Source organism: Mesorhizobium comanense (assembly GCF_005503535.1).
Classification (GTDB): domain Bacteria; phylum Pseudomonadota; class Alphaproteobacteria; order Rhizobiales; family Rhizobiaceae; genus Mesorhizobium; species Mesorhizobium comanense.
This window is the reverse complement of the sequence record NZ_SCNN01000006.1, coordinates 137235-156185: the sequence shown is the minus strand read 5'-3', so window position 1 is coordinate 156185 and position 18951 is coordinate 137235. Positions and strand designations below refer to the sequence as shown.

Annotated in this window: 18 protein-coding genes and 1 tRNA gene; 7 read left to right on the top strand and 12 right to left on the bottom strand. The window is 64.1% G+C overall.

The genetic code is table 11. From position 1 onward, the window contains the following. Positions 1-95: 95 nt before the first annotated feature. The 4 genes from FFS37_RS13070 to rpmH all read right to left on the bottom strand — a co-directional run bounded on the left by FFS37_RS13070 (position 96) and on the right by rpmH (position 3146). Complete coding sequence (locus FFS37_RS13070) at positions 96-656, bottom strand: fasciclin domain-containing protein (RefSeq protein ID WP_137931370.1); 561 nt, start codon at positions 654-656, stop codon at positions 96-98. Between the two features lie 164 nt (positions 657-820). After that, positions 821-2629, bottom strand: a complete 1809-nt coding sequence (yidC, locus tag FFS37_RS13065) for a membrane protein insertase YidC (RefSeq protein ID WP_137931369.1) — start codon at positions 2627-2629, stop codon at positions 821-823. Positions 2630-2643: 14 nt separating this feature from the next. Continuing rightward, a complete protein-coding gene (rnpA, locus tag FFS37_RS13060; protein ID WP_137931368.1) occupies positions 2644-2997 on the bottom strand; it encodes a ribonuclease P protein component in 354 nt (117 codons plus the stop codon). Positions 2998-3011: 14 nt separating this feature from the next. Further along, entirely contained in the window at positions 3012-3146 is a 135-nt protein-coding gene (rpmH, locus tag FFS37_RS13055; RefSeq protein WP_008833937.1) for a 50S ribosomal protein L34, read from the bottom strand. 276 nt (positions 3147-3422) lie between these two features. Between rpmH and FFS37_RS13045 the strand changes: the two genes are divergently transcribed. Both FFS37_RS13045 and FFS37_RS13040 read left to right on the top strand, forming a co-directional pair. Continuing rightward, complete coding sequence (locus tag FFS37_RS13045) at positions 3423-4910, top strand: ATP-binding protein (RefSeq protein WP_137931367.1); 1488 nt, start codon at positions 3423-3425, stop codon at positions 4908-4910. Between the two features lie 214 nt (positions 4911-5124). Continuing rightward, positions 5125-5201 (top strand) — tRNA-Arg (locus FFS37_RS13040). A 105-nt stretch (positions 5202-5306) separates the two neighbouring features. On the opposite strand, the gene FFS37_RS13035 is transcribed toward FFS37_RS13040, so the two are convergent. Then, positions 5307-5690, bottom strand: coding sequence for a VOC family protein (locus FFS37_RS13035; RefSeq protein ID WP_171026266.1), 384 nt, complete (start codon positions 5688-5690; stop codon positions 5307-5309). A gap of 189 nt (positions 5691-5879) precedes the next feature. Next, on the bottom strand, positions 5880-6098 hold the full coding sequence (locus FFS37_RS13030; protein WP_137931365.1) for a hypothetical protein: 219 nt from the start codon (positions 6096-6098) through the stop codon (positions 5880-5882). Between the two features lie 149 nt (positions 6099-6247). Between FFS37_RS13030 and FFS37_RS13025 the strand changes: the two genes are divergently transcribed. Then, entirely contained in the window at positions 6248-7735 is a 1488-nt protein-coding gene (locus tag FFS37_RS13025) for a winged helix-turn-helix domain-containing tetratricopeptide repeat protein (RefSeq protein WP_137931364.1), read from the top strand. A gap of 34 nt (positions 7736-7769) precedes the next feature. Here the strand turns inward: FFS37_RS13025 and FFS37_RS13020 are convergent, their stop codons facing one another. Genes FFS37_RS13020 through FFS37_RS13010 form a run of 3 tightly spaced genes read right to left on the bottom strand, consistent with a single transcriptional unit; the run spans position 7770 to position 12171 of the window. Continuing rightward, positions 7770-8891 carry a siderophore-interacting protein gene (locus FFS37_RS13020; protein ID WP_137931363.1) on the bottom strand — a complete coding sequence of 374 codons (1122 nt, stop codon included), beginning with the start codon at positions 8889-8891 and terminating at the stop codon, positions 7770-7772. A gap of 2 nt (positions 8892-8893) precedes the next feature. Further along, a complete protein-coding gene (locus FFS37_RS13015; protein WP_137931362.1) occupies positions 8894-10033 on the bottom strand; it encodes an ABC transporter substrate-binding protein in 1140 nt (379 codons plus the stop codon). Continuing rightward, positions 10027-12171 (bottom strand): TonB-dependent siderophore receptor, encoded by a 2145-nt coding sequence (locus FFS37_RS13010; protein WP_137931361.1) that lies wholly within the window; start codon positions 12169-12171, stop codon positions 10027-10029. Before FFS37_RS13010 ends, FFS37_RS13015 begins: the two co-directional genes overlap by 7 nt. A 274-nt stretch (positions 12172-12445) precedes the next feature. On the opposite strand from FFS37_RS13010, the gene FFS37_RS13005 reads away from it, so the two are divergent. Together FFS37_RS13005 and FFS37_RS13000 are read left to right on the top strand one after the other, a co-directional pair. After that, a complete protein-coding gene (locus FFS37_RS13005) occupies positions 12446-13090 on the top strand; it encodes a TetR/AcrR family transcriptional regulator (protein WP_137931360.1) in 645 nt (214 codons plus the stop codon). A gap of 151 nt (positions 13091-13241) precedes the next feature. After that, on the top strand, positions 13242-14000 hold the full coding sequence (locus tag FFS37_RS13000; protein ID WP_137931359.1) for an SDR family oxidoreductase: 759 nt from the start codon (positions 13242-13244) through the stop codon (positions 13998-14000). A 66-nt stretch (positions 14001-14066) separates the two neighbouring features. Here FFS37_RS13000 and FFS37_RS12995 read toward each other — a convergent pair whose 3' ends face one another. From FFS37_RS12995 to FFS37_RS12985, 3 genes are all read right to left on the bottom strand, one after another. After that, positions 14067-14858, bottom strand: coding sequence for a hypothetical protein (locus FFS37_RS12995; RefSeq protein ID WP_408631435.1), 792 nt, complete (start codon positions 14856-14858; stop codon positions 14067-14069). Further along, entirely contained in the window at positions 14855-16171 is a 1317-nt protein-coding gene (locus FFS37_RS12990) for a hypothetical protein (RefSeq protein WP_171026265.1), read from the bottom strand. The genes FFS37_RS12995 and FFS37_RS12990 overlap by 4 nt, the downstream gene beginning before the upstream one ends. Before the next feature lie 223 nt (positions 16172-16394). Then, positions 16395-17183: a hypothetical protein gene (locus tag FFS37_RS12985; protein WP_137931357.1), complete on the bottom strand. Its 789-nt coding sequence runs from the start codon at positions 17181-17183 to the stop codon at positions 16395-16397. A 226-nt stretch (positions 17184-17409) separates the two neighbouring features. Here FFS37_RS12985 and FFS37_RS12980 point away from each other — a divergent pair, with 226 nt between their 5' ends. After that, positions 17410-17919, top strand: a complete 510-nt coding sequence (locus tag FFS37_RS12980; protein ID WP_137931356.1) for an RNA polymerase sigma factor — start codon at positions 17410-17412, stop codon at positions 17917-17919. 89 nt (positions 17920-18008) lie between these two features. Next, positions 18009-18944, top strand: coding sequence for a FecR family protein (locus FFS37_RS12975; RefSeq protein ID WP_137931355.1), 936 nt, complete (start codon positions 18009-18011; stop codon positions 18942-18944). Positions 18945-18951: the final 7 nt, after the last annotated feature.

The following is an 18951-nucleotide window of genomic DNA, read 5'->3' as shown; positions in this document are numbered from 1 at the left end:
CGGCTTCCCAAGAAACGTGGCACCTCGTCATGAGGCGGGGACGGCAGACCGAGAAAGCCCAACGGAATTGCCTTGTCCCCTTTCGCCGGAGGCCGTTACTTCGGCAACAGCACCTTGTTGACGACGTGGATGACGCCGTTCGACTGGTTGACGTCGGCGATCGTCACCCTGGCCTCGCCGCCGGACTCGTCCATGATGTAGAGCTTGCCCTTCTTGACCTCGGCGGTGAGCGTGTCGCCCGAGACGGTCTTCATCTCGTATTTGCCACCCATCGCCTTGGCCTTCTTCATCATCTCGGCGCCCGAGATCTTGCCAGCCACGACATGCGCGGTCAGCACCTTGGTGAGCTTGCCCTTGTTCTCGGGCTTCAGCAGCGTGTCGACGGTGCCCTTGGGCAGGGCCGCGAAGGCCTCGTTGGTCGGCGCGAACACCGTGAATGGCCCGGCGCCCTGCAGCGTGTCGACCAGGCCGGCGGCCTTGACGGCGGCGACGAGCGTCGTGTGGTCCTTCGAGTTGACGGCGTTCTGGATGATGTTCTTGCTGGCGTACATCGCCGCGCCGCCGACCATCGGGTCCTTGGCATAGGCTGGAGCGAGCGACGTCGCACCGGCGACGAGAGCGGAAATGGCAATGATCCTGAGCGAGGGCAAGCGCATGTGTTCTTCCTCCGGGTGAGGGCTGATCGGAATTGATAGCCTTTGGAAATGCACACGCAGTCACGCCACGCGGGCGCCGACAGTTTCGCCGATCACGGGAACGTGATCGGAAAATCCGGATAAAGAAAAAGCCCGGACAGGCCGGGCTTTCAATGAGGTCTAGTCTATTCCGCCGGTGACGGTTTCTTTCTAAACATCGCCACCAGATTGTCCCACAGTTCGATCTTGGCGCCCTGGCGCTTCATGATCACGCCCTGCTGGAGGATCGACAGCGTGTTGTTCCAGGCCCAGTAGATGACGAGGCCGGCGGGGAAGCTGCCCATCATGAAGGTAAAGATGACGGGCATCCAGGTGAAGATCGCGGCCTGAGTCGGATCCGGCGGCGCCGGGTTCATGCGCATCTGCAGGAACATGGTGATGCCCATGACCACCGCCCAGGCGCCCATATGCGGCAGGAAGGCGGGCGCGGCGAACGGCAGCAGACCGAACAGGTTGAAGATCGACGTCGGATCCGGCGCCGCGAGATCGTGGATCCAGCCGAAGAACGGCGCGTGCCGCATCTCGATGGTGATATAGAGCACCTTGTAGAGCGAGAAGAACACCGGGATCTGCAGCGCCACCGGCCAGCAGCCGGCCAGCGGATTGATCTTCTCGGTCTTGTACAGCTCCATCATCGCCTGTTGCTGCTTCATCTTGTCGTCCGCGTATTTCTCGCGGATTTCCAGCATTTTGGGCTGCACCTTCTTCATGTTCGCCATCGACGCGTAGGACTTGTTGGCGAGCGGGAAGAAGATGGCCTTGACGATGACGGTCGTGGCGAGGATCGCCAGGCCGAAATTGCCGAGGAATTTGTAGAGCGTGTCGATCAGCCAGAACATCGGCTTGGTGATGAAGTGGAACCAGCCCCAGTCGATCAGGAGGTCGAACCGCTTGATGTGGCGGTCCTCGGCATAGGCGTTGATCTTCGCGACTTCCTTGGCGCCGGCGAAGATTTCGGTCTCGACCGTCGCCGACTGGCCGGCATCGACATTGATGGCGTCGGTGAGGAAGTCGGACTGATAGCGGTGGCGGCCGTCCTCGAAATAGGCGTAACGCGGCTGGAAGGGCTGCTTCTCGGTCGGCACCAGCGTAACCGCCCAGTATTTGTCGGTGATGCCCAGCCAGCCGTCGGTCGACTTGCCGGGCTGGTACTGCTTGTCCTTCTCGACGGACGCGTATTTGTGCTCCTGCAGGCCTTCCGTGCCGGTGAAGCCGATCAGGCCTTCGTGCAGCACGTAGGTGCTGGCCACCGCCGGCTTGTCGTAGCGCGTGACGCGGCCGTAATTGAACAGCGACACCGCGCTGGAGCCTGAATTCTGCACGGTGTCGGAGACCGTGAACATGTAGTCGCTGTCGACCGAGAAGGTGCGCTTGAAGGTCAGGCCCTTGTCGTTGGTGTAGGTGAGCGTCACCGGCGTCGACGGGCTGAGCGTCGGGTTGCCATCCACGCTCCACACCGTTTCGGCGCCCGGCACCGTGCCGGTCTTGTCGTTGCCGACAAAGCCGATCTCGGCGAAATAGCCGGTGGGCAGCGCCTGCGGGTTGAGCAGTTCGATTTCGGGCGAATTCTTGTCGACGGTCTCGGTGTAGTGCTTGAGCTTGAGGTCGTCGAGCCTGGCACCAGTCAGGTTGATCGACCCTTCCAGGCTCGGCGTGTCGATCCTGACGCGCTTCGAGGCAGCCAGCGCCTGATCACGGCTGGCCGCGGTGACGGCATCGCCGCCAGGCGCGTTGGGAATGGTGCCCGGCGCCGGTGTTCCCGCGCCTGGATTGGCGGCATCGGCTGCCTTCTTCTGCTCCTCGACACGCTGCTGCTCGACCTTGGCGGCCTCGCGCTGCGCCTCGACGCGCGGGTTCATGTAGAAAACCTGCCACAAAGTCAGGATCAGCACCGACAGCGCGATGGTGATGAAGAAGTTCCGGTTGTTTTCCATCGAGAGCCCTTGGCCTATCGTGTTCCGCGAAGTCGGCGGGAGAGTTCGGCCTTCAACTGACCGAAGGGGGCGCGCAGCGCATCATCGCGCCCGACGATGACATAATCATTGCCGGGCATCATGTCATCGGCGGCATGGACGCGCACGGCTTCCTTCAGCCGCCGCCGGACGCGGTTGCGCACAACGGCGTTGCCGACCTTCTTGGTGACGGTGAAGCCGACGCGCGGCGACCCGCCGTCGCCGCGGTCGAGGACCTCGACGAGGAAAAACCGCCCGCGGCGCTTTTCACCACGGCGGACGGCCAGGAATTCCGCGCGTTTCAGAAGCCGTTCGGGAGCTTGACCCAATGGCTTGCCGGTTGCGGGCAACGATCTCGTCTCGCTTAGGCGCTGAGCCGCTTGCGGCCGCGATTGCGGCGAGCTGCGACGACACCACGACCACCCTTGGTGGCCATGCGGGCACGGAAACCGTGCCGGCGTTTGCGGACGAGTTTGGACGGTTGGTAGGTACGCTTCATTTGTTTTAATACCGCGGGGTGCGGCCCTTCTTGTGTCTGTCACTGTGTAACAGGAGCTTTGCCGGGCCGGCTTGGCGCGATCGAAACCGCGCCGGGACGAATGGCCCGAGCGTGAGCGGGCTTATAGAAAGAAGGTTTTTGGAAGTCAATCCGGCGCCGGCGCGGCTTTGGCGCGAACCTTTCCGCGAATTAATTTTTCCGACCAAGGATGAAATTGGCAAAAATGTCGTAATCGCCTAATGTTGGCCGATCAAGTGATTGTGAAGATCGAGTCGCATGAGCGAAGCCAGCCAAGCGGGTGAAGGAACCGGAACGGCGCCAGCCTCCGTGCGCTCGGTGCCGCTGTCGCGCGGCCTTTCGACAAAACTTCTGCTGCTGACCATCGTTTTCGTGCTGCTGGCCGAAGTGCTCATCTTCCTGCCTTGGATCGCCAGCTACAGGCTGAGCTGGCTCAAGGAACGGCTGAGCACCGCTGCCGCCGTGTCGATCGTGCTGGTGCAGGGCGAGTCCACCTCCTTGTCGCGCACGGCCCAGAACGACGTGCTGATGGCGATCGGCGCCAAGGCGATCGCGGTGCGCGACGGCGGCGTCTCGCGGCTGCTGGTGGTGGCCGACATGCCGCCGCAGGTCGACGAGCATATCGATCTGGCCAGCGTCGGCATGGTCAAGGGCATGACCGGGGCGCTCGACACGCTGTTTTTCGGCGGCGACAGGATGCTGCGCGTTTTCGGGCCGGTCGGCGACAGCGACAAGGAGTTCGAGCTGATCATGCCGGACTACAGTCTGCGCAAGGCGATGCTCATCTATTCGCGCAACGTCGCCTTCGTATCGCTGCTCATCTCGCTGTTCACCGCCATGCTGGTCTATGCGGCGATCGACCTGATCATGATCGGCCCTATCCGCACCATGACGCGGTCGATGCTGTCTTTCTCCGAGGCGCCGGACGATCCCGGCCGGATCATCCATCCTGCCGACCGCTCCGACGAGATCGGCGTTGCCGAACGCGAACTGTCGCAGATGCAGGAGCGGCTGCAGAAGATGCTCTCCGAACAGAAGCACCTTGCCGATCTCGGCCTGGCGGTCTCCAAGATCAATCACGACATGCGCAACATCCTGGCCTCCGCGCAGCTGATTTCGGACCGCCTTCGCCTGGTCAAGGATCCGACCGTGCAGGTCTTCGCGCCGAAGCTGCTGCGCGCGCTCGACCGGGCCGTCTCCTATTCGGAGGGCGTGCTTCATTACGGCCGCACGCAGGAGCCGCCGCCCTCGCGCCGCAGGGTGCGGCTGCGCCAGCTGGTCGAGGACGTGCACGGCCTGCTCGACATCGACGAGGGCATCGAGTTCATCAATGCCGTCGAGGCGGCTTTCGAGGTTGATGCCGATTCCGATCAGCTGTTCCGGGTGCTGACCAATCTGTGCCGCAACTCGGTTCAGGCGATGGCGGCGGACACCGAGAGCGCCGTGGTGCGGCGGCTGGCGGTGTCGGCTGAGCGCATGGGCAGCGTCAGCCGCGTCACCGTCACCGACACCGGTCCCGGCCTGCCGCCCAAGGCGCGCGAGAACCTGTTCGCGGCGTTCCGGGGCTCGGCGCGCAGCGGCGGCACCGGACTTGGCCTGGCGATCGCGCATGAGCTGATCCGTGCGCATGGCGGCACGGTGGAGCTGGTCGAATCGATCGGCGGGCGCACCACTTTCGCCGTCACCATTCCCGACCAGCCGGTGCGGCTCGACCAGGCCCGCGGCAGCCTGCGCCGCCCGGCCTGACGGCCTGGGCGTCCTGACGCCCCTTCATCGCGGACGGGCACCAAGCGCCTTCCCATTGGCCGGATTCGACACGATATCCCCGCGTGACACGCCGATGACAAAACTTTTGCGGGATTGGCTTGCTTTTCGCAAATTCAGTCGTTAGGGAACTGCACACATTCGCGGCCGGTCCTTCGGATCGGATCGCGGGGCTGTTGGAAACACGGCCTGATGCGCGCCCGTAGCTCAGCTGGATAGAGCACCAGACTACGAATCTGGGGGTCAGGAGTTCGAATCTCTTCGGGCGCGCCATTCCATCCGACTGATTTCCAAGCGGTTTTTGGTACTCCGGGCGAGTCGGCATCAACTCGGCTCCCCTGAGCCTGGTATTTGAACAGCTACTGAGCTGCCCACCATTTAATAGTCGCCATTGACCTCGATCCAGTAACCATCGGGATCCCTGAGATAGACGGATCTCTGTCCGTCCGCCCTCACGTGCTCCTTGCCGATCTCTCCGGCAAGGTTGCCGAACGGGATACCCTTGCTTCTTAAATGCTGCAAAGCCTGCGCGAAATCGGTGGTCGAGATGCAGAAATGCGTCGACATCGTCACGAAGGTCTTGCCGAAATCACCTTCGATCAGATGAAGCGACTGTCCCTCGCCAAGGCCGAACCAGCGGATGTTCGGCTTTCCTGCGCCACAAGCAATCTCCGGCAGTTGGAGTGCATCCTGATAGAACTTCGCGCTGGCAGCCAGATCGCGGACACGGAGGGAAACGTGATTGAGGCGCAGTGCCGCCACGACGGTCTCCTTCAGCCACCGAAAGTGAGGATCGTGCGTTGGCCGAGCCCTTGCGTCAATAGGACCATCGAGCGTCGATTCGCCAGGCGATCGCGCCGCAGGCGCTTTCGAGCCCGCGCGGCTTGATCGCAGCCGAGCGATGCGCCGGGGCATTCCGGGCGAAGCAGCTCGGCAAGCCTCTTGAGCAGCTCACCAGGTTGGATCGCGACCTTCGAGATCATCGTCTGGAAGCGCCCGCGGCCGGCGACCCTGACCGGTGTATGGCTCCACATAGGCCATTTTCAATGCGGCGCCGAGCACAGCTGACATGGCGATGAGCGATGCCGCGATTCTGTGCACCGGAACGCTCAGGCGCTGCAAGTTGGAATGGCGACTGGTGATCGGGGCGCTTGTGGGCATGTCGGTCATGGCGCTCTCCTGCAAGGTGAGGATGACGCCGCTTTACCCTCAGGTCCTTGGCCCGGGCCTGAAAAGCCCTCAACAACCCTGAACAGTCCTGAAGTTCGCCATCGGCACGGTCCTGGGTTATCCTGCCGGTGAGCGATGGGCTTTGGCACATGGACGTGGATTTCGGGAACTTTCGCCTGAAAGGCACCGAACGGCAGCTGCTTGGCCCCGACGGGCCGGTGGCGCTTTCGGCGCGATCCTTCGACATCCTCGCCATATTATTGGAGCGGCCGGACGAAGTGGTCGGCAAGACCGAACTCTTCGATGCGGTCTGGCCCGGCGTGGTGGTGGAGGAGAACACGCTCCAGGTCCACGTTTCGGCGCTGCGAAAACTGCTGCCGGCCGAGATGATCGTTACCGTGCACGGACGCGGCTACAAATATGCCGGCCCCAAGCCCGTTGCGGCGGCATCAGAAGCGCCTGCGGCGCTCCGGCCGTCCATCGCCATTCTTCCCCTCGACAATATGAGCGGCGACCCGGAACAGGACTATTTCAGCGACGGGATAACCGAAGACATCATCACCCAGCTTGGCAGGTTCAGGGAATTCCTGGTCATTGCGCGGAACTCCTCCTTCCGGTTCCGAGGCAAGGCGAATGATCTGGTCGAGGTGGCGAAGAAACTCGGCGTCCAGTATGTCGTCGAAGGCAGCGTGCGCAAGATCGGCAACCGGGTGCGGGTCACCGTGCAGCTGATCGACGCATCGTCGACAGCGCACATCTGGGGCGAGCACTACGACCGCGAACTCGACGACATTTTCGCCATCCAGGACGAAATCACCCAGATGATTGCGGCCCGCCTTGCCCGACAGGCCAGAACCGCGATTGCGTCGCGCGCCAGGGCCCGGCCGACCGACAACATGTCGGCCTATGAGTTCTATCTGCGAGCCCTGCAACTGGCAGCCGTCTATGACGCCGCGCAAGAAGCAGAACCGTTTCTGCGCCGGGCGGTAAAGCTCGATCCGCGGTTTGCCGCCGCCCACGCCATGCTCGGTGTTGTCGAGACCCTCAAATTCTTCTGGGTCTACTACAATCCGGATTATCTGCATCCCGCGCTGGAGATGGCAAAAACCGCGTTGCAGCTCGACCCCGACGAGGCGTACGGCCATCTCGCCACCGGCTTTGCTCTGTTGTATCTGCGCCAATTCAGGCAGGCTGAAATCAGTCTCGACCGTGCGGTTGCGCTCAATCCAAACGATCCGTTCATTCTCAGCATCCGTGCGCTTTTCCTCAACTACACGGACAGGCCAGATGAGGCGCTCGTCGAAATAAACGAAGCCCAGCGCCGCGACCCACACGCCGTGGGATGGTATGACGACTTTCGCGGCATCATCCTGACCACGGCTGGACGATACAGCGAGGCAATTGCCTGCTACGCGAAAATGGCTGCCGTGCCGCGATGGTCGCTCATCAGGCTCGCCATCTGCCATTTTGAACTCGGCGAAATCAGGCCCGCGAAAGACGCCCTGGCAAAAGCCAAAGCCCAATATCCCGGACTGCGTCTTGAGGAGATCGTTGCCGCGGAAGTGGACTTCTACAGGGATGCAGACGTGTGCGGCCGTTATCGCGCGATCCTGCAGCGCGTCGACGCCGAGGAATAGGCTTTACTATCGCCGCCGACCATCGGACCGCACGTCAATCCGGCAAATACGCCTCGGCGCCGGCAGCGACGATCTGTTCCTCGCTGAGCGAGCGATGCCAGTGCGAATAGAAGACCTGGCGCTCGCGCGGCAGGCGGATTTCGGTTCGAAGATGCCGATGGATCTGGCGAAATGCCGCGTGCTCGCAGCCGCCCCAGAAGAACGAGTGGCTGAGATCGGAAGGCCAGACGACAGAGCGGACCGCGTCGATGAGAAGCGTCGTCGTTCCAGGCTCGGCGCCGTTGCGGTCAAGCCAACGGACTTCGATACCAGTCGGGCGGACGAGCGGCAGTTTCTCTCCCGGTCCATCGATCTCGATAAAGGCAAAGCCGTGAACGCCACCGTCGAGCTTTTCGAGGATGCGGGCAATGCCCGGCAACCCCGTCTCGTCGCCCGCAAGCACGTAGAACCGCGCCGGCCTGGGGCCGTCGGCGGCGGGACCGACGATGCCGGCGAGGTCGCCGGGAGACGCATCGACAGCCCATCGCGTCGCGGGGCCGGCACGGCCATGCAAGGCAAAGTCTATGGTGATCTCGCCCTTGGCGGGATCGATGGCTCGAATGGTGTAGACCCGGGTGGCGAGTTTGCGTTGCCCCGGCCAGTGTATGTGGCCACGCTCATTGAGCGCGGGCCATTGTGGGGATGCCTCCCCCTTCGGCTGGAAGATTAGCCGGCAATGAAGCTGGTCGTCCCGGTCGAAACGGGAAAGATCCTCTCCCTCGAAGACGATCCGGCGTATGCAAGGCGTAAGGTGGGTCGTGTCCCTGACACGCAAGACGCGCAGATCCTCCAGCGGGGTGAGGCCGGTCTCGTCTCCCGTCCATGCGAACTCCAGCTTCTCGCTGGCGGCGATGAAGGAGATCGGTCCGACGAGCGCATGCTTCAGCCGGTTGAGCGCGTCCGGGCTGTCGGTCTCCACCGACAGGAGGAGCTGACGGGATCGCGCCTCGAGACGGGCGGTGCCGTATGGCGATCCGATCTCGAAACGGCCGCCCGAGCGCATAATGGTCATGTCATGCGTCGCGATCGACGCCAGGATGGGGTCGAGAAACGCATCGACCCCCGGGAAAGCGACCGCTGCACTTGCCGCATATCGCCTGATCTGACGGGGTGGCATGATTACTCCCGCAACGACGCCCAGAGCGGGCCCGGGATCGGTACACGCAGGAAGTGCTCGTTGATCTCCGCGAGCGTCGCTGCCGGGTCGATGTCCTGGCAGCGCTCCGGATGCAACCATTTCGACACGAGTTCGACGAACAGGATGTTGAGCGGCGGGACGGCGATCAGGCCGCTCCATATGCCGTGAACGCGCCCGTTGCGGACGCTGGGCATCTGGCTGAACCCGGTCCGTTCGATCAAGCGCTTCAAACCCTCCATGCCTTGCGCGGCAGTGAACCCCGGACCGATCGACGGACGCCCGCCCGCCGACCATCCGCCGCCGGAAGCGATGTAGACATCCGGCGGCGTCGCCACGAGATATTCCAGCTGAAGCTTCTGGTACCAGGGCGCGGTCACATCGGGCAGCGTTCTGCCGCCGGCCAGTTCGAGCAGTTCTCCCCAGACCCTGGTGCCCGCGGCCCAGCAACAATCGTCAACCGTGGATTGGACTTCCAGATAGGTGGTGACCGGGGCGGCGCCCGCCACGCATGACGCGACCCGCTGCAGATGCGTGTCGAAGAACGCGATGTACGCGGCCGCTCTGTCCCTGGCATCCAGCACTTCGCCCCACATGCGCATCTGGTCGCGAAAATCGCCAACGACGCCTTTGGCCGGCGTTTGGCTACCGGAAGCGTTGCTGGACAGATCGCTGAAGATGACGGGGACGCCGGCGGCTTCCAGCCGCTCGACCAGGAGATCCTTGCCGCCCTGTGGCGCCATGTAGAGATTGGCCACCACCAGATCGGGCGAGAGGCTGACCAGCCCCTCGAACGACAAGGTGTCGGGGGTTTGCTTGCCGACGACGGCGATATGGCCCTTGTGCTCAAACTGCTGTTGCAAGAGGCCGCTGTCGATGCGGTCGGCTGCTGCCCAACCCACGACAAGCGAGGCAGGGTCGGGATGCAGCAGCGACATCGCGACGATGTCGCGGGCTTCCAGAAGAACGATGCGCTTCGGCGCCGCCAGCAGCCGGATCGTGCGGCCGGCCATGTCGGCGACGACCGGCGCCGGCGCGGACCACGCGGGCAGGGCGGCGGTCAGTCCGGCCAGGGCAAGCGCACCGCAAAAGCAGCGCCGCTCAAGAATCACGCCGGCTACCATTTGAACCGCAGACCCGCCAGGACTTCGCGGCCATTGCCATACTGGCAATAGATGTTCGAACTGCAGCTCGAATAATACTGTTTGTTGAACAGGTTGGTGACGTTCAGCGTCCCCTCCAGTCCCTTGAGGGCCGGATTTTTCGCGCCAAAATCATAGCGCATGGCGACGTCGACGAGCGTGTAGCCGTCCGCCTTCACGGTGTTTGCATTGTCGGCGTAGCTGGAGCCGACGAAGCGGACGCCGCCGCCAACCGCCAGGCCCTCGGCGACGCCGCCGTGGAAGGTGTAGTTCACCCACAGCGAGCCGAAATAGTCCGGCACCGCCTGGGGTCGCTTGTCCAGATTGGCCGGGACGACGGTGTGGGTCACCCGGGTGTCGAGCAGGGTGAGGGCCGCGACCAGCTCGATATTGTCGGTCACGGAGCCCCTGCCCTCGAATTCGAGGCCGCGCGAGTGGATTTCGCCCGCCTGGACGTTGAAGCCGATCGTATCGGGCACCAGGGCGTTCTGCTGGCGGATATCGAAGGCGGACGCCGTGAACAGGGCGTCGATCCCCGGCGGCTGATACTTCAGCCCGACCTCGTACTGGCGCGCCTTGCTCGGCACGAAGGGGGCGCCGGAAGAATTGACGCCGGCGGTCGGCTCGAACGATGTCGAATAGCTCACATAAGGGGCAAGACCGTTGTCGAAGAGGTAGAGCAGGCCTGCCCGGTAGCTGGTGGCCTCGCTAGACTGGTCGGTCGACATGTTGGCAAGGCGGTTGTCGGTATCCTGCTTCGTCCAGTCATGGCGCACGCCGAGCAGGGCCCTGAAGCCGCCAAGGCTCATCTGGTCCTGCAGATAGGCGCCGGTCTGGCTGAGCTTCTGGCCGCTGTTGATGATCGTCGTCAGCGGGCCGATGGGCTGGCCATACACGGGATTGACCACATCGAGCGGCGGCGCGGCTCCGTAGCGGTATTCCCAGTCGCTGCTGCTGTTCTGGTGATCGATGCCGGCAAGCACGGTGTGCCGGACCGGTCCGGTGTCGACATGGAACTCCGCCTGATTGTCGAGGGAAACGCCGCCGACATCCTCGATCGAGCGCAAAGCCTGGCGCGGGATGAGCCCGTTCTGGTCCAGCGGCCCCGCCATCTGCAGGGACTGGAAATCCGTCGCGACATGCGAATAGCGCAAGCTGGAGCGGATGGTCACGTCATCGTCGAAGCGATGCTCGAAGCGGTAGCCGACGCCGTATTGCTTGCGTTCGAAGGAATCGAAGGAGGGATCGCCGATGTTGAGCTTGCTGTCGAGGTACGGCCGGTAATTGGCGGGTGCGAGAAAGTCCGGATAGAGCGAGTTGAAATAACCCCCTTCCGGATCGTTCTGGTAGTAGCCCGACACCGTCAAGGTGGTGTCGGCGTCCGGCTGCCAGGTGATGGCCGGCGCAATGCCGAAGCGCTTTTCGTCGACATCCTCGTAGCGGGTTCCCGACAGCCGCCCGATGGCGCTGATGCCGTATTGAAGGCTGCCGTCCTCGGTCAGGGCGCCGGTCGAGGCCAGCCCGGTTTGCACACGGCCATGGCTGCCGCCCTCGACGCGAACTTCGTTGGACGATTGCGCCGATGGCATCCGGCTGACCTGGTTGACGAGGCCGCCGGGGCTCACCTGGCCATAGAGAAGCGCCGACGGCCCCTTGAGCACGTCGATGCGGTCCAGGAGATACGGATCGATCGAGGGCTGGGCGAAGGCCTGGCCACGCGGCAGCTTCAGCCCGTCGAGATAGTTGACGTAGCTGGTGGCGGTGCCGAAGGCGCCGAAGCCGCGCAGGAAAATCGAATCGTAGCGCGCGTTGGAATCGCGATCCGACAATACGCCGGCCGTGTAGCGCAGGGCCTGGCTGACGGTCTGCGGGTTCTGCTCATCGATCTGCTTGCGGGTAATCGTGGTGATCGACTGCGGCGTCTCGGTCACCGGCGTGGCGGTCTTCGTCGCGGTTACAGTCTTTTTCTGAAGAATCCGATCGCCCGTGGCCGACGACGATCCGGCCTCTCCCTCCACGACGATCTTTTCCAGCTGTGCCGGCTCCTGGGCGACCGCCGGATTCAGGCCGACAACAAGAAAGGCCGTTCCGAAAAGCACCGCCCTGCACACACCAGCCATTTCCTGTCTCGCCCTTTTTAGCCCGTCTCTGTCGGGCTGGCAGATAGCAATAACGGGACACTGCCGTCCAGTTTAATTTTATGACTATCGCACTCATGTTTATTGCTGTTGCATTCCGGGAACGGAACGGTTGCGTTTGGTTTTTGGCTGAAGCTAAAGTAGGCTGAATGAACTTCCGCTGGCCACACCGACCCAAACAGGCAGGAACATGGCGTCCGACCAATCCGAGATGAACAAAGCCGGTGTGGCCGGATCGCCTCGCAGACCCGCCGCCATGGCCGGGCAATCGTCACAGGCTGGGAAATCCAAGGGCGGCCGTCCATCCCGGGAGGCCCTGGAGGCGCTCAACCGCCGGATTCTCGACACCGCGGCCGGGCTGTTCGCGTCGCAGGGTTTCGCGGCGACCACGATGGAACAGGTCGCCTCGGCCTGTGGGGCAGGCAAGGACACCATCTATCGCCGCTACCCCTCGAAATCGGCACTGTTCACGGCGCTGATGGAAGGGTTGCAGGACCAGATCCTCTCAGATCTCGATGCAAGGATGGCGGTCAACGCAAGCGCCGCGAACCGCCTCAAGCGTTTTGCCCGCGCCTTGTTGTCGATCAATCTGAGGCCGCAAATGATCGCCCTCAACCGCGTTGCCCTGGGTGAGGCCGTGGCCTTCGGAGGCGTAAAGCCGGCGCCAGCCATCGAAGATCCGATCATGATCCGGCTAACTGCCCTGGTGAGGCAGGCCCAGGCCGAGGATGCCCTCAGGGAAGGACCGCCCGCCTTCGTCGCCGAACAGCTTCTTTATGCGACATCCATCAAGCCGTTGATCTCGGCCATGTTGGGAGAGAGCCGCTTTTCCGATGCCGCCGAGGAGGAGCGCTATTTCAACCAGGCCTGGAAGCTGTTCCTGAACGGTGCGGCAGGATGAGCAGCGGAAGCTCGCAGGGAAGGGCATGGCGCAAGCGCTTGCGCTCGTCATGCAACACCGCGCGCCAAATCTCCCGATGACTTGTATTGTGCCGCGCCCGCGGCCGACACTGTGCGGTTGCGTGCGGCGGGCGCAGCCTATGGAGTAGACCATGACCCTTCCCAGCAACAAGCGTGCCCTGGTCACCGGCGCCGGAGCGGCCGACGGCATCGGCTTCGCCATTGCCCGGCAGCTTGGCCAAGCCGGCCATGCCGTGTTCCTCACCGGTGCCAGCGCGCGGGTGCTGGACCGTGCCGGGGAGCTTCGTGCCGACGGCATCGACGCCAGGGCCGCGGTCGCCGATCTCAGCGTGAGCTCTGAGGTCGCGCGGCTGCGGGCCGACGCGGGCGCCGTCGACATCCTGGTCAACAATGCCGGCATGGGCTCGCTGGCGGCGCCTTCGGTCGACAAGGCGTTTGTCGCCATGACCGAGGCCGAGTGGGATCGAGGCATCGAGGTCAGCCTGAAGACCGCGTTTTTGGTCACGCATGCGTTCCTGCCGGCGATGGTCGACGCTGGCTACGGGCGCATCGTCAATGTGGCGTCGGTTACCGGGCCGCTGGTGTCTTTCGAAGGCACATCGGCCTATTCCGCCGCCAAGGCCGGCATGGTCGGCCTGACGCGCGCGCTGGCGCTCGAAGTGGCCAGGAGCGGCATCACCGTCAACGCGGTGGCGCCCGGCTGGATCGAGACCGGCGCATCGAGCGAGATGGAGCGGACAGCGGCCCTGCACACGCCGCCGGGGCGGGCCGGGCGGCCCGATGAAGTGGCGGCCGCGGTGGTGTTCCTGGCCTCGCAGGGCGCCAGCTATGTCAACGGCAGCCTGCTGGTGGTCGACGGCGGCAACAGCCTTCAGGAGCACAAGGGCTGAAGCCTGCCGGTCAGGCGGAGCCTGCACGAACTGCCGGACATAAAAGAATCCAACCTGTCACCCGCTTCATCCCCCGCCATTCGGGATCTTCTTGGGATTGACGCTCGGCGTCGGCGCCTCGGGCGGCGGTTCGGTGGCCGGAGTGGCGGGCGCGGGTTCCGTCGCGGGCGCCTGGGGGGCGCCGTTGCTCAGATTGACGGAGAGGCCGAACAGCTTCCACTGCCGCTCATGCGGCGCGAAGAGCAGTTCGAAATTGACCTGCATCGGCACCGAGGGAAAGAAGCCCGCCATATGCAACATTCCGCTCGGCTCGATCTGCGGCAAAAGCGTCAGCTGCGGCTCCAGCACGGCGACGCCGCCAAGGTCGAGCGCCTGCTGGCGCTGCGAGGCGAAGATCTCGGCGAGCTTCGCCGCGGTGTTGGCCTGGAAGCTCGGCGCGCCGAGATCGCGCAGCACGCTGTAGTTGCCGGTCTTGTTGGCCTGGTCCAGCGCCAGAAGCGACGTCCGCACGAGGATCAGCACGCCGTTTCGGTCGATATTGGCGGGCTTGGGCGCGGCCGGCTTTGTGGTCCTCTGCGTCTTCTTCGTCGGCTGCTCCTGCGACTGGGCAAGGACCGGTTCGGCAACCGCCACTGCCGACAGCACAGCCAGAAGCATCGCCGGCAATGCATGCCGCCTGCGCATCAGGCTGCCCGCCCCCGGCGCCCTCATGCGCTTGCCCCCCGCCCGGTCATCGCCATGGGCCCGATCGTCACCATGGGCTTGAGCATGACCCTCGATTGCCGGCCGCACCGGGCGGCAAAGGGGCAGCCGGCCGGCCAGCCCGCGCCAGGCGGTCTCGACGGCTTGCGCGGTCAAAACTCGCCCGCCAGACCGATGCGGGCGGCGTGGCTGTCGCCGCCGCCATAGGCATAGCCGGCGGTCAGGGCGAAGGGTTCGTCGAAAAGATCCATCCGGTGCGCCAGCGAGGCGCCGAACGCCGTTTCGCCCTTGAAGTAGCCGACATTGGCGGCCCAACTGGTGCGGCCGGCCGCCGAAGGCATCGGCGCCGTCGTCATGGCGATGGCCGCGGCGATGCCCTGGCGGGCCTCCGTGCGGGCTTCGGACAATTCTCCGCTCAACCCGCCGAACCCGGCTTCTAGCGCACCGACACGGCTATCCAGCCCGGCGATCTGCGCGGTGTGCTGGCCGACTGTGGTGTTCAGCGAGTTGATCTGGGTGGTGTGGCTGGCGACGGTGGTGACCGTGTTCGCGATCTGGCCGATGTCCAGGCTCGACGTGGCGAGGTTGCCGGTGCTGTCGCTGGTGAGCAGATAGGCCGTGCCGCTCTGCGCGGCCTTGCTGGCGGCGCTGTTGACGCCGGCCAGAGTGTAAGTGGCGTCCGCGTCGCCAATTGCAACCTGGCCGGCCCGCGAGGTGGTGACGCCGGCGCCGATGGCGACGGAGTTGTCGAACCCGGCTTTGCTGTTGGCGCCGATCGAAATCGAATCGCTCATTTTCAATGGAATGAAAGCCGTGCCGCTGCCGGCACTCCGGCCGAACGCTACGTTGTTGTCGCCCGTCACATACTTGCCCGCCTCGGCGCCATAGGCGGCGTTGCCGTCGCCGTTGACATGGGCGCCCGAGGCGCGGCCGGCGGCGGTGTTTTTGTCGCCCTTTACGTCGGTGCCGGCGATGTAACCGCTGGCGATATTCTCGTCACCGGTCACGTTCACGCCGGCTCCATCGCCGATCGCGGTGTTCTCGTGGCCTTCGACGCCGTGACCGGCCGAGCGGCCGTTGGCGGTGTTTCCGCTCCCGACCACTGTCTGGCCGGCCCCGTAGCCACTGGCGGTGTTTCCGGTGCCTGTCACGCTACCGCCCGCACTTATGCCAAAGGCGGCGTTGTAGCTGCCTTTCACGTTCTGGCCGACTCCCGGGCCAACCGCAACGTTGTTTACGTTGAGCGGATCCTGGCCGGTTCCCGCCATGGTGCCGATCGAAAGTCCACCACCAATGGCTGCGGCCTCTATGCCGCAGGCAAACGAGTTCCCACCCGTCGCCGTCGAGCCAGCGCCGTTGTTGGGGTCGCCGCCGGTTGCGCTGACGCCGCACACCGCCTGCGCGGTGGCGGCCCCCGCCAGGGCCAGCAGAATCGCCGCCGTCGCCGCCGCAAGCCTGATTCCAACCATGCCCACCAACCTTCTTTCGATTCGGTCCGCCTTGGCGAAGATGCCGGGATGGGAGACGCGATGACCAGTCGTCATATGACGGGGGCCGGCGGATTCCGGAGCTGGAATGGCCAAATGCACCCATTCTTGTTGCCTCGCTGCAACAGGCGGCGCGCGCTCGCCCGAGCGGCGAACGCGTGCAGGCGGCGCAAAGCTTATCGAGCTCGCAGGTTTTCCGGCGTGCTCAGAAATGCCAGATATCGCGCTGCTTCCACAGATCGATGGGCGCCCGCCAGAGCCGGTAGGCCGCGGCCGCCTCGACCTGCCGGCTTATGCCGAACTGGCCATTGGCCGCGAAGAAGGCGTCGAGGCGCCTGCGGGCGAAAAGCTTCCTTCCCCTGGTGTTGTAGTTGCGGATGGGCAGCCAGTGGCCGCCGACCGTGCGCCCGTCCTGTGAAAGCGCCACGCCGATGCAGAACTGCTCGGCCGTGTGTGCCTTCACGATGCCGATCATCTGCTCGATGGCGCCATAGGCTTTCCTCAGCGCCGGAATGTTGGCGTTGTGGACGCCGAGCACGCCGCTGTTCCACATCGGCTCGTAGCCGTTGAGTTTCTGGCTGCCAAGCAGGAACCCCTTGTGCTCGATGGCGCGATAGGGCCGCTTCGGCGTTCCCTCGGCCTTTCTCATGATGGAATGCGACGGAGAAATCCGTGAAAAACAGCGCGAGATATCGCCAACCGGATACATGTCCGTGTCCATGAAGAACAGGCGATCGCAACGCTCCAGCAGATCGATGATGCCGGCGGCCTTGATGCCGAACCGGTAGCGGCCGCCAAACGACATTTCGGTCATCCGGCCGGGCGTCAGTTCCATCGTGCGGATCGGATAGCCCTCGAAAAGGCCGGGTCTGTCGGTGAGGACCGTGATCGCGGCGCCCGGACAGAAATGCAGGAGCCGCAACGCGCTGAAGAGTGCGCCGCGCGCATACAACTCGTCATTGCCAAAGGCAATGTATCCGAAACCGTCACCCATTCCCGCCCCTAAACAGCACCCCGAATACCACTTTGCCTGAATCTGCCGCGAAGTCCATTAGCGACCACTTACGTAGCAGGGCGGGTGAGACCGGATTTCGGCCCGTCGCCTAACGCCGATTGGCGGAATATAAAGATGACTTTTTTTATCAACTATTTTATATCAGCGGCCGACCGGCTGCCGCGGCGTGCAGATCGCCCATGACAGGCAGGCCGCGAGGACGAGGATGGCAGATTACGACGATGAGCTCGTGGCGGCGTTTTCCAGACATCAGTCCAGGCTGAAACGCTATCTCGCCGGCAGGACGCGGTCGCATCACGACGCCGAGGATCTGGCGCAGGAAGCCTGGATCAAGCTGGCCCGCAATGGCGCCGCCGCACTTGCCGCGCCAGTGCCCTACCTGATGCGTGTCGCGCGAACGCTCGCCGTCGATCACAGCCGGGGACAGAAGCATCGGCTCACCCAGCGCGAAATCGACGACCTGATCTCGGTTCCCGACCAGCGGCCCGGTCCGGACAGGGAGGTCGAGGACCGCGACCAGGTCCGCTGCCTGAGACGGGTCATCGACGAACTTCCGGAGCGGCAGCGCAGGATGCTGGTGGCGGCGCGGCTCGAGCAGCGCCGCCACGTCGACATCGCCAGGGAGTTCGGCGTGTCGGTCCGCACCGTCGAAATGGAGATCCGCAAGGCCATCGACTACTGCTCGAGCCGGCTCGAGACATTGAACCGGGCCTGAAATTTTCCGATTTTCAATTTTCAATCGTTGATGGCTATAGAGGTGGCGCGCGCGATCCGCCGCGCAGCGCCGTGCTTATGAGAGGAGCCATGTTGGACGAGGATTTCGAAGCTCTCAAACGAGAGGCGACGGCCTTGATCGTCCGCATCACATCCGGCGAGGCAACGGCGGAAGATGCCGACGCGCTGATGAAATGGCGCGCCCGAAGCCCGCAACATGAAAGCGCGTTCCAGCAGGCGGGCCGTGTCTGGAAAAGTCTCGGCCCGGCCCTTGGCGCCGACAGGCGGCGATCGCGCGCTGTCGTCTCGCGGCGCTCATTGCTGGCGGCCGGCGGCATGGCCGCGAGTGCGGCCGGCGTCGCGCTTGGCCTGTCGGCGTTGGGTTTCCTGCCGCCGATCGATGCGCTGCTTTCCGACTACGCAACCGGCATCGGCGAGCAGCGCACCGTCCAATTGCCCGACGGATCGACGATTACCCTCGATGGCGGCACGACGCTTTCCCTCGATTACTCGCCAGGCACAAGGCGCCTGTGGCTGACGTCCGGTGCCGCCGTCTTCGACGTGGTCCGCGACGAGACAAGGCCGTTCGTCGTGAGCGCGGGCGAAGGCAACACCACTGCGCTCGGGACCTCGTTTTCCGTCAAGCATGGCGTCGACGACATTGCCGTTGACTGCCTGCGGGGCCGCATCAAGGTCCAATGCCTGGCCAATGCCGAGCTCGGCGATGGCGAAGCGATCCGCTATTCGTCTTCCGGGCTCGGCGAGAAGACGCTGATGGATGCCGAGGAAGCAGCCGCCTGGCGCCAAGGCCTGCTGATCTTCAGGGACAGGCCGCTCGCCGAGGTCGTGGCGGACCTCAACCGCCATCGCAAGGGCAAGGTCGTGATCGCCGCGAGCGCGCTGCGGTCCCGTCGGGTTTCGGGCGTTTTCCATCTGGAGAGGCCGGACGAGGTTCTGGCGCAACTCGAAGACACGCTGCAGGTCCGCCCGATCAATCTGGCCGGCGGCATCGTGCTGCTGCGGTAGCGCGTCA